At 70.3% G+C, this 14,874-nt stretch carries 12 protein-coding genes; 5 read left to right on the plus strand and 7 right to left on the minus strand.

Translation table 11 applies throughout. The features are described 5' to 3' along the window. Window positions 1-47: 47 nt before the first annotated feature. A complete protein-coding gene (gyrA, locus tag KBB57_RS13770) occupies window positions 48-2,774 on the minus strand; it encodes a DNA gyrase subunit A (RefSeq protein WP_290751210.1) in 2,727 nt (908 codons plus the stop codon). A 247-nt stretch (window positions 2,775-3,021) separates the two neighbouring features. On the opposite strand from gyrA, the gene KBB57_RS13775 reads away from it, so the two are divergent. The 3 genes from KBB57_RS13775 to KBB57_RS13785 all read left to right on the plus strand — a co-directional run bounded on the left by KBB57_RS13775 (window position 3,022) and on the right by KBB57_RS13785 (window position 4,806). Continuing rightward, window positions 3,022-3,210, plus strand: a complete 189-nt coding sequence (locus KBB57_RS13775) for a hypothetical protein (protein ID WP_290751213.1) — start codon at window positions 3,022-3,024, stop codon at window positions 3,208-3,210. 130 nt (window positions 3,211-3,340) lie between these two features. Next, on the plus strand, window positions 3,341-4,045 hold the full coding sequence (locus KBB57_RS13780; protein WP_290751214.1) for a hypothetical protein: 705 nt from the start codon (window positions 3,341-3,343) through the stop codon (window positions 4,043-4,045). Further along, window positions 3,946-4,806 (plus strand): ParB N-terminal domain-containing protein, encoded by an 861-nt coding sequence (locus KBB57_RS13785; protein WP_290751216.1) that lies wholly within the window; start codon window positions 3,946-3,948, stop codon window positions 4,804-4,806. The genes KBB57_RS13780 and KBB57_RS13785 overlap by 100 nt, the downstream gene beginning before the upstream one ends. A gap of 275 nt (window positions 4,807-5,081) precedes the next feature. On the opposite strand, the gene KBB57_RS13790 is transcribed toward KBB57_RS13785, so the two are convergent. The 5 genes from KBB57_RS13790 to KBB57_RS13810 all read right to left on the minus strand — a co-directional run bounded on the left by KBB57_RS13790 (window position 5,082) and on the right by KBB57_RS13810 (window position 12,102). After that, complete coding sequence (locus KBB57_RS13790) at window positions 5,082-6,023, minus strand: ABC transporter permease (RefSeq protein WP_290751218.1); 942 nt, start codon at window positions 6,021-6,023, stop codon at window positions 5,082-5,084. A 988-nt stretch (window positions 6,024-7,011) separates the two neighbouring features. Next, the gene (locus tag KBB57_RS13795) at window positions 7,012-7,938 is read right to left on the minus strand and encodes an ABC transporter permease (protein WP_290751220.1); all 927 of its coding nucleotides are present in this window, start codon (window positions 7,936-7,938) and stop codon (window positions 7,012-7,014) included. 110 nt (window positions 7,939-8,048) lie between these two features. Beyond that, entirely contained in the window at window positions 8,049-9,668 is a 1,620-nt protein-coding gene (locus tag KBB57_RS13800) for a hypothetical protein (RefSeq protein WP_290751222.1), read from the minus strand. Beyond that, window positions 9,665-11,086 carry an ATP-binding cassette domain-containing protein gene (locus tag KBB57_RS13805; RefSeq protein ID WP_290751225.1) on the minus strand — a complete coding sequence of 474 codons (1,422 nt, stop codon included), beginning with the start codon at window positions 11,084-11,086 and terminating at the stop codon, window positions 9,665-9,667. Before KBB57_RS13805 ends, KBB57_RS13800 begins: the two co-directional genes overlap by 4 nt. Window positions 11,087-11,091: 5 nt before the next feature. Further along, a complete protein-coding gene (locus tag KBB57_RS13810) occupies window positions 11,092-12,102 on the minus strand; it encodes an ABC transporter substrate-binding protein (RefSeq protein ID WP_290751227.1) in 1,011 nt (336 codons plus the stop codon). A 132-nt stretch (window positions 12,103-12,234) separates the two neighbouring features. On the opposite strand from KBB57_RS13810, the gene KBB57_RS13815 reads away from it, so the two are divergent. Continuing rightward, entirely contained in the window at window positions 12,235-12,447 is a 213-nt protein-coding gene (locus tag KBB57_RS13815) for a DUF6324 family protein (RefSeq protein ID WP_290751229.1), read from the plus strand. A gap of 58 nt (window positions 12,448-12,505) precedes the next feature. Here KBB57_RS13815 and KBB57_RS13820 read toward each other — a convergent pair whose 3' ends face one another. Then, window positions 12,506-12,958: an MmcB family DNA repair protein gene (locus KBB57_RS13820; protein ID WP_290751231.1), complete on the minus strand. Its 453-nt coding sequence runs from the start codon at window positions 12,956-12,958 to the stop codon at window positions 12,506-12,508. Between the two features lie 257 nt (window positions 12,959-13,215). Here KBB57_RS13820 and ctaD point away from each other — a divergent pair, with 257 nt between their 5' ends. Next, window positions 13,216-14,874, plus strand: coding sequence for a cytochrome c oxidase subunit I (gene ctaD, locus KBB57_RS13825; RefSeq protein ID WP_290751233.1), 1,659 nt, complete (start codon window positions 13,216-13,218; stop codon window positions 14,872-14,874).

Consider the following 14,874-nt stretch of genomic DNA (forward strand, 5'->3'; position numbering starts at 1 on the left):
GTCGCCTCTGCGGCGTGGTGGGAGCCGGGGCGATTGCGGGGAGGGGCTCAGCCCTCCTCCTCGCCGCTCTCGGCGACCACCAGCGCCACCGAGACCACCCGCTCGTCGGGCGCGGTGTTGAAGACGCGGACGCCGCCGGCGCTGCGGGAGCGGAAGGAGATGTCGGCGACGGGGACGCGGATCGACTGGCCGGCGTCGGTCGCGAGCATGATCTCGGCGTCCTGCTCGACCGGGAAGAGCGTCACCAGCGGGCCGCCGCGCATGGCCTTGTCCATGGCGACGACGCCCTGGCCGCCCCGGCCGCGGACGGGGTAGTCGTGCGACGAGGAGAGCTTGCCGGCACCGCGCTCGGTGATGGTCAGCAGCAGGTCCTCGGCCTCGGACATCTCGACGTAGCGGGACTGGCCGAGCTCGAAGGCGCCGGAGGCGGCGGCCTCCTCGTCGTCGTCCGTCGCCTCGGGCTCGTCGTCGGGGGCGCCGGCCACGGCGCGGCGCATCTTGAGATAGGCGGCCCGCTCGTCGGGAGTGGCCTCGAAGTGGCGGATGACGCCCATGGAGACCACCTCGTCGCCCGTCCCGAGGCGGATGCCGCGGACGCCGGTCGAGTCGCGGCCCTTGAAGACGCGGACGTCCGGGACCGGGAAGCGGATGGCGCGGCCGGCCTTGGTGGTGAGGAGGACGTCGTCGTCCTCGGAGCAGATGCGCGCGGCGATCAGGCGGACGCCGCCGGGGAGCTTCATCGCGATCTTGCCGTTGCGCATGACGTTGGTGAAGTCGTCGAGGGCGTTGCGGCGGACGTCGCCGTCGGAGGTGGCGAACATGATCTGCAGGGCGGACCATTCCTCCTCCGGCACGTCAACCGGCATGATCGCGGCGATGGAGACGCCTTGGGGGATCGGCAGGATGTTGACGATGGCCTTGCCGCGGGTGTTGCGGCCGCCGAGGGGCAGGCGCCAGGTCTTGAGCGTGTAGACCATGCCCTCGGTGGTGAAGAAGAGCAGCGCGGTGTGGGTGTTGGCGACGAAGAGGGTGGTGACGAAGTCCTCCTCCTTGGTCGCCATGCCCTGCGTGCCCTTGCCGCCGCGGCGCTGGGCCCGGTACTCGGTCAGCGGGGTGCGCTTGATGTAGCCGCCGGCGGTGACGGTGACCGCCATGTCCTCGCGCTCGATCAGGTCCTCGTCGTCGAGGTCGGCGTCCCATTCGACGATCTCGGAGCGGCGGGGGACGGCGAAGAGGCCGCGGACCTCGCGCAGCTCGTCGGAGATGATCGCCATGATGCGGGCGCGGGAGCGCAGGATGTCGAGGTAGTCGGTGATCTTGCCGGCAAGCTCCGCCAGCTCGTCGGTGACCTCCTTGACCCCGAGCGCGGTCAGGCGCTGCAGGCGGAGGTCGAGGATGGCGCGGGCCTGGACCTCGGAGAGGTTGTAGCTGCCGTCCTCGTTGATGGTGTGGGAGGGATCGTCGATCAGGCGGATGTAGTCGGCGATGTCCTGGGCCGGCCAGCGGCGGGTCATCAGCCGGTCGCGCGCCTCGGCCGGGTCGGCGGAGGCGCGGATGGTGGCGACGACCTCGTCGACGTTGGAGACGGCCACGGCGAGGCCGCAGAGGATGTGGGCGCGTTCCCGGGCCTTGCGCAGCTCGAAGGCGGTGCGGCGGGCGACGACCTCCTCGCGGAAGGCGATGAAGTGGACGAGGAAGTCGCGGAGCGTGAGCTGGAGCGGGCGGCCGCCGTGGAGGGCGAGCATGTTGCAGCCGAAGCTGGTCTGGAGGGGGGTGAAGCGGAAGAGCTGGTTCAGGACGACGTCGGGGGTGGCGTCGCGGCGGAGCTCGATGACGACGCGGACGCCGAAGCGGTCGGACTCGTCCTGGACATGGGCGATGCCCTCGATCTTCTTGTCGCGGGCGAGCTCGGCGATGCGCTCGATCATCGTCGCCTTGTTCACCTGATAGGGGATCTCGGAGACGATGATCGCGGTGCGGCCGCCGCGGACCTCCTCGATGCGGGTCTTCGAGCGGACGATCACCGAGCCGCGGCCCTCGTGGTAGGCCTTGCGCGCGCCGGAGCGCCCGAGGATCAGGGCGCCGGTGGGGAAGTCGGGGGCGGGGACGAACTCCATCAGCTCGGCGACGGAGAGGTCGGGGTTCTCGATGAGGGCGAGCGTGGCGTCGATCACCTCGCCGAGGTTGTGCGGCGGGATGTTGGTGGCCATGCCGACGGCGATGCCGCCGGCGCCGTTGACCAGCATGTTGGGGAAGCGCGCCGGCAGGACCGTCGGCTCCATGTCCTTGCCGTCGTAGTTCGGCTGGAAGTCGACGGTCTCCTTGTCGATGTCGGCGAGGAGGAAGCCCGCCGCCCGGGCCATCCGCACCTCGGTGTAGCGGAAGGCCGCCGGCTTGTCGCCGTCCATGGAGCCGAAGTTGCCCTGGCCGTCGAGGAGCGGCAGGGACATCGAGAAGTCCTGCGCCATGCGGACGAGGGCGTCGTAGATCGCGGCGTCGCCGTGGGGGTGGTACTTGCCCATGGTGTCCGCCACCGGGCGGGAGGACTTGCGGTAGGGCTTGTCGTGGGTGTTCCCGACCTCGTGCATGGCGTAGAGGATGCGCCGGTGGACGGGCTTCAGGCCGTCGCGGAGGTCGGGGATGGCCCGGGCGACGATCACGCTCATGGCGTAGTCGAGGTAGGAGGCCTTCATCTCGGCCTCGATCGCCACCCCCGGCCCGGTGGGCACGGCGCGCGGCGTCTCGGGATCGTCGTCTTCGGGCGTGTCGGTCAAGGGAGGGCCTCGGGGTGGGGCTGGTATCCTTCTATAGGCGGCGAAGGGGTGGGAGGCAAGGGGCTATCACGCGTGATAGCAGGATTAAGTGTTTGAAAGATATGTGTATTTTACCCATTGGGTTCGGCTCGGGGCCTCTGCCAGGTTCGGCTAGGGGCCTCCACAACCGCATAAGAAAAACTGCAAATGGGGCTTGCATCCGACTAGCAACGAAGGCTAGCTAATTAGCAAAGAAGAAGGAATAGCCATGTCTGATCCTAGACTGTACTATGCGCGCTTCATGCTGGTGCAATTCCCATGGATCTACATCGGCGTAGACTTCATGGACCTCGGTGGATTCTGGCTACTGGAGATGGTCATTCTGTTCGTGTTCATCCTGATCGGCGGCGCCGTCGCCTACTGGGTGAACGGCCCCATTCCGGCTAAGAGGGTGTAGCCATGACCACGCAGACGCAGGCGGTCAGCAACACCGAAGTCGCCAAGTTCGAGGCATTGTCTGGGGCAAGCTCTACGATCTGACCGATAAGGTAGTCACCACCGGCATAGCTGGCAGCGTCACAGCCCTGGTGGGCTTCTCGCTGGCGGGCCTTCTCGGCCTCGCTGGGGCGGGGCTGGTCGGCGGAATGGCCGGGGCCGCAGCCGGCTGGTTCGCCCATGACACGTTCACCGTCTACAAGGAGAACAATCTCGACGGCATCGACAATGTCGTGCCGGGCACTCGCAGCGACCGGAACCTGGTATCGTGGGATTCGGCTGCGAATGACGACGGCGACGACTACACGGCCTGGACCATCAACGGCGTGCAGATCACCCGCAAGCTCAGCACCTGCGAGCTGACGATGCAGGGAACCCCCAAGGGCGATGTTCTGCAGGACTGCAACAGGTCCGATGGTGATCTGTTCGGCGGCGACGGAGCTGACAGGCTCTACGGCGTGAACGGCGACGACTACCTGAGCGGAGGCGACAACAGCGATAGCCTGTTCGGCGGGGAGGGAACCGACTCGTTGGCGCGAGGCAACGGGGACGATAACACGATCATGCCGACGAGTTGTTCGGCGTGGCGCGCTGCGTTCGATCGCAAGCCATTGGGGCGCACGCGCCTCCGAAGCATGGGGCAACATGCTTCGCGCATCGTGCATCCTCCCCGGCGCACGAGCCGCGGAGGATTGGAATGGAAGACACGGTGGAACTCGTCTCGCTCGACGAGATCGACGACGGGGCGGTGCCGCGGGAGCGGACCGGGCTCGATGCGGAGGCGTTCGAGGAGCTGAAGCACTCGATCCTGCGGTCGGGACTGCGGCAGCCGGTTGAGCTGTTCGCGCTGGAGGGCGCCGGCGGGGCGCGGTTCGGGATCGTGTCGGGGTATCGGCGGATCACCGCGTTCCGGGCGCTCCGGGAGATGGGGCTGGACCGGTTCGGGGCGGTGCCCGCCTTCGTGCGGCCGGCGCGGGCGCTGGGGGAGACGCTGGCGGCGATGGTGGAGGAGAATGCGGTGCGGGCCGATCTGTCGGCCTGGGAACAGGGGCGGATCGCGATGGTGGCGCGCGACCTTGGGGCCTATCCGACGATCGAGGCCGCGGTGGAGGCGCTCTATCCGGGCGTGGGCGCGATGAAGCGGTCGCGGTTGCGGGCGCTGGCGCGGTTCGCCGAGGCGTTCGACGGGATGATGACCGCGCCGGAGACGTTGTCGCTCAGGCAGGCGCTGCGGGTGGCGAATGCGGTGCGGGACGGGTTCGGGGAGGTGATGGCGACGGCGCTGGAGCAGGCGAGCCTGAAGGATCCGGAGACGCAATGGGCGTTGCTGCGGCCCTATCTCGAGGAGGCGGAGAAGGCGGCGGGCGAGGCGGGCGGGCCGGCCTTGGCGGGCGGGCGGCGGCGGCCGATCCGGGTGTCGCGGCCGCGGGCCGGGATCGTGATCCGGCGGGAGATGGCGCGCGACGGCTGGGTGCTGCACTTCACCGGCAGGGAGGCGCGCGGGATGCTGATGGACCGGGTGATCGAGGAGATCGAGCTCATGTTCGCGCCGGGCTGACGGGGGTGGACGCCCGTCGCGCCGGGCCCCTCGCCGACGTCGTGCGGGAGGTCGGCCGGTCGCGTCGTCGACAGCGGCGGGAGGGCGCCGGCCGCGGGGGGCCTGCGGGGCTCGGGGCCGCCGGCTTGTCGCCGTCCATGGAGCCGGGGGTGCTGGCCTTCTCTACGGGTGGCGGAGGGGCGGGAGGCGAGGGAGCAGGGCGCGGGAGGCTGCGGCTAAAAGATTGATAGTAAGGAAGTGTCTGCGGCGGCTGCGGGCCTCGCGGCGCCTCCGCCTCAGGCCGGGGGGCGGTTGCGGCCGGAGGCGGCGAGGATGACGGCGATGATGATGAGGCCGGTCATGATCAGGCGGACGCCGGCGCCGAGGCCGTAGGTGTTGAGCATGGTCACCACGAGGAACATGAAGAGCGAGGCGCCCCAGATGCCGGGGACGTTGCTGTCGCCGCCCGCCACCGAGGAGCCGCCGATCACTACGACGGCGATGGAGGTGAGCAGGTATTCGGCGCCCATGTTGAGGGCGGCGCCGCCGGAGAAGCTGGCGAGGAGGAAGCCGGCGAGGGCGGCGAGGAGGGCGGAGAGGATGTAGGCGCCGAGGCGGACGCCGTCGACGGGGACGCCGGCGAGGCGGGCGGCGCGCAGGTTCTGGCCGATGGCGAGGACGCGGCGGCCGTAGAGGCTGCGCTCGAGCAGCACCCAGACGGCGAGGGTGAGCGCGAGCGCGATCCAGGCGAGGTTGGGGACGCCGAGGGTCGAGCCGGTGGAGAAGGACGCCAGCGCCGCCGGCGGCTTGATGCGCAGGCCGCGGTTCGCCCAGATCGCCGTCGACTGGACGATGAAGGCCATGGAGAGCGTGGCGATGATCGGCGGGATCGCCAGCAGGCGGATCAGGCCGAAGTTGAGGAGGCCGACGCCGAGGCCGACGCCTAACGTCACGAGGAGGCCGAGGAGTTCCGCGCCGGGGGTCTCGGCCATCGCCTTGAGCGCGAGGGTGCCGGCGAGGGTCATCGTGGCGGGGATCGAGAGGTCGACGTTGCCGGGGCCGAGGGTGATGACGAGCATCTGGCCGAGCCCGACGATCACCGAGAAGGCGGCGAAGGTGAGCGCCGCCTGGGTGAGGCCGAGGGCGCTGGCGCCGCCGGTGAAGAGCGTGGTCGCGAGCCAGACGGCGCCGGCGGCGACGAAGGACCAGATCCAGGGGCGGGAGAGGAGCTGGGTCATGCGGGGGGTTTCCGGCTTTCGGGCATGGGGGCCGGGAGGCGGTTGGAAAGGCCGGGAAAAGCGGGGCGGGAAAGGGGCTGGAATCCGGGTGGAATCCGGATTGCCGCTTTTTTTCGAAGCGTTGACGGGGTGGGGCCGGCTGCGGGCGAGCGCCTCGGATCGGCGTTCCGCTTCCAGCCCGGCGTCGGCGGTTGCGCCCGGTCCCGCCGACATCTCAAGAGGGCGTCGGCGCGCCTGCCTGGGCTGGCGCGAAGCGCCTGCCGGGGGGCAGGCAGGCGCTGCCGATGCTGGCGCATCGGCGGGGATGGGGATGGCCGGCGCGTGCCGCTCTGGGCGGGGCGACCGGGCGCAGGGCTTGACGGCCTCGGATCGGCGTTCCGCTTCCAGCCCGGCGTCGGCGGTTGCGCCGGGACCCGCCGACCTCTCAAGAGGGCGTCGGCGTGCCTGCCTGGGCTGGCGCGAAGCGCCTGCCGGGGGGCAGGCAGGCGCTGCCGATGCTGGCGCATCGGCGGGGACGGGGGCGGCCGGTGTGCGCCGCTCTGGGCCGGGCGACCGGGCGCAGGGCTTGACGGCCTCGGATCGGCGTTCCGCTTCCAGCCCGGCGTCGGCGGTTGCGCCGGGACCCGCCGACCTCTCAAGAGGGCATCGGCGTGCCTGCCTGGGCGGGCGCGAAGCGCCTGCCGGGAGGCGGGCAGGCGCTGCCGATGCTGGCGCATCGGCGGGGATGGGGGCGGCCGGTGTGCGCCGCTCTGGACGGGGCGACCGGGCGCAGGGCTTGACGGCCTCGGATCGGCGTTCCGCTTCCACTCCGGCGTCGGCGGCTGCGCCGGGACCCGCCGACATCTCAAGAGGGCGTCGGCGGGCCTGCCTGGGCGGGCGCGAAGCGCCTGCCGGGGGGCGGGCAGGCGCTGCCCATGCCGGCGCATCGGCGGGGATGGGGGCGGCCGGCGCGCGCGGTCCGGGGGGTGGCTATGGGGCGAGGCGCGGGTCACAGGCGGGCCTCGCGGCGGTTGAGGAGGAGGCGGATGGCGAGGACGAGGATCAGGATCGCGCCCTGGGCGCCGATCTGCCAGTCGGGCGAGAGGCGCAGGAAGGTCAGGAACGAGCTCGCCAGCGTCAGGGTCAGGGCGCCGACGACGGCGCCGATGGCGGAGACGCGGCCGCCGGTGAACTCGCCGCCGCCGAGGATGACGCCGGCGATGGAGAGGAGCGTATAGCGCAGCGCGATGTTGGCGTCGGCCGAGGTGGCGAGGCCGACGAGGGCGACGCCGGAGAGGGTGGCGAAGAGCCCGGCGAGCGCGTAGGCGCCGGCGCGCAGGCGCAGCGCCGACCAGCCGGCGCGCACGACGGAGCGCTCGTTGCCGCCGACGCCGCGGACGGCGACGCCCCAGCTCGAGCGCATGACGAGGAGGTGGGCGACGGCGGCGATGGCGAGGCTGGCGACGATGGCCATCGGCAGGACGGGCGGCTTCGTCGTCATCAGCGCGCGCAGCCAGCCCGGCGCGGCGCCGCCCGGCGCGGGCAGCATGAGGACGGCGAGGCCGCCCCAGACGAAGCTCATGCCGAGCGAGACGACGATGGAGGGCAGGCCCCGCAGGTGGATGAGCGCGCCGAGGGCGGCGTAGACGCCGATTCCGCCGGCGAGGACGAGGAGGCCGAGGAGCGGGGTGTCGTGGAGGAGCGTCGCGGTCACGCAGGCGACGAAGCTGACGAAGGCGCCGATGGCGAGGTCGAGGTCGTTGACCGCGATGATCAGCATCTGCGCGATGGTGGCGAGCGCGATCGGCACGGCGAGGTTGAAGAGCAGGTTGAGCCCGACATAGCTCATCGCCCGCGGTTGCAGCCAGAACACCGCCGCGAGCAGCGCGGCGAAGGAGAGGAGCGGCACCAGGGTTCGCAGTGTGTCGGGCTTCATGCGGGCTCACCGCTGCGTTTCTGTTTCGCGACCTCGGATGTGATCAGTATCCAGCGGATGCCGGCGGCGTGGTCCACCATCGGGAGGTGGACCGCTGATCCTGATCACGCTCATGTCGCGCCCGTCCGACGATGCGCCGGCATGTCGGACACCACGATCTGCTGCGTCTGCGGGTCGAAGCAGTAATAGATGCGCAGGCAACGGATCGGATCGCGTGTGTTTCCGCCATTCTTTATGTGCCAGTCGGCTGAGAACCTACGGCCGTTCCAGTCAAAATCATAGGTGTCTGCACCACAGGAGGCGTTTTGAATTCCATCCATGATCGCCACGTTGCTCATGTTGCCCCAGCCGCCGTTGATCCTTTGATCCCGGCCGTCCGTGGCCAGCCAGAGCAGGCAGCGAGCCACCGTCTCGAAGTCCTGATAGAGCGGCTTGCGGGTGCCGCGGTGCGCGTTCGGTGTCAGCACCAAACGGCCGGCTAGGTTCTGATCGCTCCAGTCCGCAAGCTCGGACCAACTCGACGGCAAACCGATGTCGTGGTCAGGATCGTTGCCTTTGGATTTCAGCTGGTCAGTGAGGTACTGTATCCGATACGCGGATTTCTGTGCCTGAGATTCCGAGAGTTCCGCGCGCGCCCGCTCCTTCCCGAATTCCGTAATGTAGTAGTCCTGTTCAGAACCCAGCGAAGCTACCTGCTTTTCAAGCGCAGCGATCCGGTCGTTCGCGGCGGCGAGCTGATCATTGGCGCTGGCATCCTCGTTCCGAAGATTTTGCTGGCGCAGTTGCAGGCTGGCGTCCCGGATCGCCGCGAAGGGCAGTACATCGCGGCCAAGCTTGGTTCGCAGGACGCTTTCCTGCGCCGCCAGCTGCCGCATCCAGCGAGTTGCCCGAGCAGCGCCCTCGGCCGTGTCCAGCTGATTGGCGAGAACGAGGCGGTGGATGTAGGGGTCGGCATCATCGGAGAAGCCGGGCAGATAAACACGTGCCGCGCCACCGAAGACCGACCTCAACTTACCGAACCGTTGGGTCAGCCGCCAAGTCGCCGCGGGGTGAAGCAGTGCAATATGCCCGATGCCCAGCAAGGCACGGCTTAGGGCGGCCGTGTCGAGCGTCGGATGATCCACCTGTCCGCTCTCGGCCAAGGTCACCACAAAGATGGGCAGTTGCCGGAACGGATCGATCAGATAGTCGATCAGGTCCTCGGCGTCTGCCTCGGTCTCATGGACGGTTGGCGCTACGGAGAGCGGCTTCTTGCCGCTGATCAGGCTGCAATTCCCGACGACCTGCTGTATGAAACCCGGCGTGTGCGGCTCGATCTGCAGGTCGGCTTCAGGCGTGCTGACCAGCAATCGAGCGCTGAATTTTGCGGGCTGTTCGGGAAGCAGACCAATGACAACCTCCGTGGTCCATGCCCGTTCGGCGACGGTCTTATCCGGGTCGTCGGCGCGGATGGCCCAGAGGTCGGACGTGCCTGACTGGAGACGCACGCAGGTGCTGTTCCGCCCGCCCGACAGGTAATCGAAGGACTTGCGCTCCCACGCCTCGGGCGGCAGCTGACCACCACAGCGTTTCTGTGCCCATCTCAGCACTTCCCTGATGGCGGTGTTGGCGACAGCTGCGGGTTCGTCTCCCGGAATCCAGCCGGCGACGCGGAGCACCTCGTGCTCGCGCACGACGCGCCGCATGCGGCTTGCCAGCGGCGAAAGAGCGTCGGTCATGTTGTTGGTCATGCGGCGGCGCCCTGGAAGGAGGCGGCGAGGATCGCCGCCTCGGTGACGCCGGCGCCCTCGAGCTCGGCGACGACGCGGCCGTTGCGATAGACGTAGACGCGGTCGCAGAGGGTGACCTCGTCCATCTCGGTCGAGTGCCAGAGGAAGGTGCGGCCCGCCTCGGCCTCGGCGCGCAGGCGCGCATAGACCTCCTGCTTGGTGCCGACGTCGACGCCGCGCATCGGGTCGTCCATCAGCACCAGCGGCGCCCGCGTGCCGAGGGCGCGGGCGAAGAGCGCCTTCTGCTGGTTGCCGCCGGAGAGGGAGGTTATCGGCGCGGCCATGTCGGGCGTGCGGATGCCGAGCCGCGCGCGCCAGTCCTCGCCGAAGGCCGCCTCGGCGGCGCGGTCGAGGAGGCCGCGGCGGGCGAGGTCGGGCAGCACGGAGGCGGTGGCGTTCCTCAGGATCGACCAGCCGGGGAAGACGCCGTCGTTGACGCGGTCGCCGGCGACGAAGGCGACGCGGGCGCCGCCGCCGCGCCAGTCGCCGGAGAGGCCGAGATAGAGCCGGCGCAGCGCGGCGCTCTGGCCGTGGCCGGCGAGCCCGGCGAGGCCGACGATCTCGCCGCGGCCGGCGCGCAGCCCGTCGCGGTCGAGGACGGTCGCGCCGGCCGCGACGCCGGCGCGGGCCGCGGCGTGGCGGCCGGCGACGCTGCCCATGGCGGCGACGAGGGCGCGGGCGTCGAAGCCGCCCGCCGGGCGCTCGGCGACGACGCGGCCGTCCTTCATCACGACGATGCGGTCGCAGACGCCGAGGACCTCGGAGAGGATGTGGCTGATGAAGACGACCGCGCCGCCGGCGGCGACGAAGCGGCGGATATGGGCGAGGAGCTCGGCCGCGCGGCTGGCGTCGAGCGAGGAGGTGGGCTCGTCGAGGATGACGAGGCGGGGGGCGGGGCCGATCGGCAGGAAGGCGATGGCGATCTCGGCCATCTGGCGCTGGGCGATGGTCAGCTCGGCGAGGCCCGCGCCGGGGACGACGCCGTGGCCGGGGAAGATCGCGTCGAGCATGGCGGCGACCGCGGCGCCGGCGCGGCCGCGCCAGCCGATGCCGGGCGGGCCGGCGCGGAGCACGCGGACGTTCTCGGCCACGGTGAGATTCGGGCAGAGCGACAGCTCCTGGAACACCGAGCGCAGGCCCGCCGCCTGCGCCTCGGCGACGGCGTAGCCCGCGACCTCGCGCCCGTCGACGAGGACGCGCCCGGCATCGGGCGCCACGCCGCCGTTCAGCACGCCGACGAGGGTCGACTTGCCGGCGCCGTTATGGCCGACGAGGCCGACGCATTCGCCGGGCGCGACGGAGAAGTCGACGCCGTCGAGGGCGCGGACCGCGCCGAAGGCCCGGGCGGCCCCGGCCGTCGCGATGACCGGGGCCGGCATTCGGCTCAGCTCGCGCCGCCGATGACCTTGGCCGCGTCCTCCTGGGTGTACTCGACGTTGGCGACGCCGCCGGCCTGGGTGGTGGCGAGGTTCTGCTCGAGGTTGTCCTGGTCGATGCGCAGGAACGGCACGGTCAGGTCCTTCGGCACCTCCTTGCCGTCGAGGATCGCCTGGGCGACCCAGAAGGCGAGGGTGGAGACGCCCGGGGCGATCGAGACGGACATGGTCTCGTAGCCGGAGGCGTCCTTCTGCTCCTTCCACCAGGCGAGCTCGTCCTGGCGGTTGCCCATGATGATCGTCGGCATCGGCCGCCCGGCGGCGGCGAAGGCCTGCGCCGCGCCGTAGCCGTCGCCGCCCTGCGTCACCACGGCGACGATGTCCTGCGGCAGCGAGGGCAGGATGCCGGCGACCGCCTTCTGCGCCACGTCCTGGGCCCAGTCGCCGTGGACGGAGCCGACGATCTCGAACTTGCCGGTCTCGGCGACGCCCTCGTGGATGCCGGCCGAGATCTCGTCGTCGACGAAGACGCCGGCGAGGCCGCGGATCTCGAGGAGCTTGCCGCCGTCGGGCAGCTTGTCGGCGAGGTAGAGCACCTCGTCCTTGCCCATCTGGTGGAAGTCGACGGCGATGCGCCAGGCGCAGGGCTCGGTGACGATGCCGTCGAAGGAGACGACGACGATGCCGGCGTCGCAGGCCTCCCTGACCGCGCCGTTGAGCGCGGTGGGCGAGGCGGCGTTGAGGACGATGGCGTCGTAGCCTTGCAGGATCATGTTCTGGATCTGCGCGGCCTGCTCGGTGGCCTGGTTCTCGGCGGTGGTGAAGGGGTCCGCCGCGGCGACGATGCCGGCCTCGACGGCGGGCCTGGTCACGGTGTCCCAGCTCGTCAGCATCGCCTGGCGCCAGGAGTTGCCGGCGTAGTTGTTGGAGAGCGCGATGCGCTTGCCGGAGGTGTCGGCGAGGGCGGCGGCGGCGGCGAGCATGGCGGCTCCCGCCAGCAGGAGCGTGCGTGCGGTCATGGTGGTCCTCCCCTGGAGCTCCGCCTTCCGTCGGGCGGATGCCGCGGCAGCCTAAGGGATAGCCGGGCTCACGGTAAAGTCCCGTGCGCGGGCCTCTTGCGGCGGGGCGGGCCGGCGGCGAGAATGCGGGCCATGAGGAAGGGCCGGACCGACATCAACAGCGAGAGCGACGTCTCGGGGAGCCTGCAGATCGGGCCGACCTCGCTCGGGATGGTGCGCATCTTCGTGGAGACCGCGACGGGCGGCTTCCCGCTCGACTTCGAGCCGGAGGAGGCCGAGGAGATCGCCGAGGAGCTGCGCGCCGCCGCCCAGCGGGCGCGCGCGGGCGGCAAGCCGCGGCGCTGAGCCGGGGCGACGGAGTCGGGGCGACGGCGCGGGCCGTGGCGGGCGCTTCCGGGTGGCGCTATCCCGGCTCGCCGAGGCCGGGCGTCGGGTCGGCGAGGGTGGCGAGGCGGCTGGCGGCGAGGCGGGCGAAGCGGAGGCTGAGGGCCTTGCGGCGGGCGCCGGGGAGGGGGGTGTCCAGCGCCATGCGGGCGATCTCGGCGCCCCAGGCGTCGGCGACGATCAGCCCGGCCTCGGGGGGCAGCAGGTCGGTGGGGAACTCGGCGTCGACCGCCCAGAAGAAGCGGTCGCACCAGTCGAGGTAGCCCGTCCACTTGCGGTCGGAGACGAAGTCGGCGCGGGAGGACTTGCACTCGACGATCCAGACCTCGCCCCTCGGGCCGAGGGCGATGACGTCGACGCGGAGCCCGGAGGCGAGGACCAGCTCGCAGAGCGGCGCGAAGTCCCAGGAGCGCAGCAGGCGGCAGACGCCGCGGGCGAGGCGGAAGCCGGGGGCGAGATCGGGCGCGGGCATGGCCGCGATGATCCGCCGCGCCGCCGCCGCCGTCAAGCCCGCGGGCGGGGAGTCCCACAGGGGGACATGGGGCAAGCACTTGACGCGCAAGGGTTATCCCGACGGCCGCGCGCCTTGCCGCGGCGCCGTCGCGCCGGCGCCGAAAGATCCTGTCGGGACGCGAAGTGACGCTTGAGGCCGGCCGCCCTACGGGCTAGACAGGACGAGGCGGCGCGCCTCAAGGCGGGCGTGCGGCCGCGCGTTCCGAGGAGAGAGCCATGGCCGACGCCGCCCACAGCCACGCCCACGACCACGCCCATGGCTCGCCCGGCTTCTTCACCAGGTGGTTCATGTCGACGAACCACAAGGACATCGGCATCCTCTACCTCGTCACCGCCGCGGCGCTCGGGTTCGTCTCGGTGCTGATGACGGTCTACATGCGGCTCGAGCTGATGCAGCCGGGCGTGCAGTTCATGCTCCAGGACGGCGTGCCGAACGGGCACCTGTGGAACGTGCTGATCACCGGCCACGGCATCCTGATGATGTTCTTCGTGGTCATTCCGGCGCTCTTCGGGGGCTTCGGCAACTACTTCATGCCGCTGATGATCGGCGCGCCGGACATGGCGTTCCCGCGGATGAACAACCTGAGCTACTGGCTCTACGTCGCGGGCTCGTCGCTCGCGGTGGTGTCGCTCTTCGTGCCGGGGGGCGGCGGCGAGCCGGGGTCGGGCGTCGGCTGGGTGCTCTATCCGCCGCTCTCGACGACCGAGCAGGGCATGTCGATGGACCTGGCGATCTTCGCGGTCCACCTCTCGGGCGCCTCGTCGATCCTCGGCGCCATCAACATGATCACCACCTTCCTCAACATGCGCGCGCCGGGGATGACGCTGCTCAAGGCGCCGCTCTTCGTGTGGTCGATCGTGGTGACGGCGTTCCTGATCCTGCTGGCGCTGCCGGTGCTCGCGGGCGCGATCACCATGCTGCTCACCGACCGCAACTTCGGCACGACGTTCTTCTCGGCCGACGGCGGCGGCGACCCGATCCTCTACCAGCACATCCTGTGGTTCTTCGGGCATCCGGAGGTCTACATCGTGATCGTGCCGGGCTTCGGCATCATCAGCCACGTGATCTCGACCTTCTCGCGCAAGCCGATCTTCGGCTACCTGCCGATGGTGTTCGCGATGATCGCGATCGGCGCGCTCGGCTTCGTGGTCTGGGCGCACCACATGTACACGGTCGGCATGTCGGTGACCCAGCAGGCCTACTTCATGCTGGCGACGATGGTGATCGCGGTGCCGACGGGCATCAAGATCTTCAGCTGGATCGCCACGATGTGGGGCGGCTCGGTCGAGTTCAGGACGCCGATGCTGTTCGCGATCGGGTTCATCTTCCTCTTCACCGTCGGCGGCGTGACGGGCGTGGTGCTGAGCCAGGCGGCCATCGACCGGGCCTATCACGACACCTATTACGTGGTGGCGCATTTCCACTACGTGATGAGCCTCGGCGCGGTGTTCGCGATCTTCGCCGGCCTCTACTACTGGATCGGCAAGATGAGCGGCCGGCAGTATCCGGAATGGGCCGGGCGGCTGCATTTCTGGCTGTTCTTCATCGGCGCCAACGTTACCTTCTTCCCGCAGCACTTCCTCGGGCGGCAGGGGATGCCGCGGCGCTACATCGACTATCCCGAGCAGTTCGCGCTCTGGAACTTCGTGTCGTCGATGGGCGCCTTCCTCTCCTTCGCCTCGTTCCTGTTCTTCTTCGGGGTGATGTGGTACACGCTTCGCCACGGCCAGCGGGTGACCGATCCGCAGTACTGGGGCCCGCAGCCCGATCCGACGCTGGAATGGACGCTGCCGAACCCGCCGCCCGAGCACACGTTCGAGACGCTGCCGACCCCCGACATGTGGGACCATCGCGGCGGCGCCCACGGCCACTGA

The sequence above is a fragment of the Amaricoccus sp. genome (assembly GCF_017993425.1).
Classification (GTDB): domain Bacteria; phylum Pseudomonadota; class Alphaproteobacteria; order Rhodobacterales; family Rhodobacteraceae; genus Amaricoccus.

Coding starts and splice junctions, on each gene's coding strand:
- KBB57_RS13810 (WP_290751227.1), bottom strand. CDS start 12,102: ATGACCGCACGCACGCTCCTGCTGGCGGGAGCCGCCATGCTCGCCGCC.
- KBB57_RS13795 (WP_290751220.1), bottom strand. CDS start 7,938: ATGAAGCCCGACACACTGCGAACCCTGGTGCCGCTCCTCTCCTTCGCC.
- KBB57_RS13800 (WP_290751222.1), bottom strand. CDS start 9,668: ATGACCAACAACATGACCGACGCTCTTTCGCCGCTGGCAAGCCGCATG.
- ctaD (WP_290751233.1), top strand. CDS start 13,216: ATGGCCGACGCCGCCCACAGCCACGCCCACGACCACGCCCATGGCTCG.
- KBB57_RS13805 (WP_290751225.1), bottom strand. CDS start 11,086: ATGCCGGCCCCGGTCATCGCGACGGCCGGGGCCGCCCGGGCCTTCGGC.
- KBB57_RS13820 (WP_290751231.1), bottom strand. CDS start 12,958: ATGCCCGCGCCCGATCTCGCCCCCGGCTTCCGCCTCGCCCGCGGCGTC.
- KBB57_RS13815 (WP_290751229.1), top strand. CDS start 12,235: ATGAGGAAGGGCCGGACCGACATCAACAGCGAGAGCGACGTCTCGGGG.
- KBB57_RS13790 (WP_290751218.1), bottom strand. CDS start 6,023: ATGACCCAGCTCCTCTCCCGCCCCTGGATCTGGTCCTTCGTCGCCGCC.
- KBB57_RS13775 (WP_290751213.1), top strand. CDS start 3,022: ATGTCTGATCCTAGACTGTACTATGCGCGCTTCATGCTGGTGCAATTC.
- KBB57_RS13785 (WP_290751216.1), top strand. CDS start 3,946: ATGGAAGACACGGTGGAACTCGTCTCGCTCGACGAGATCGACGACGGG.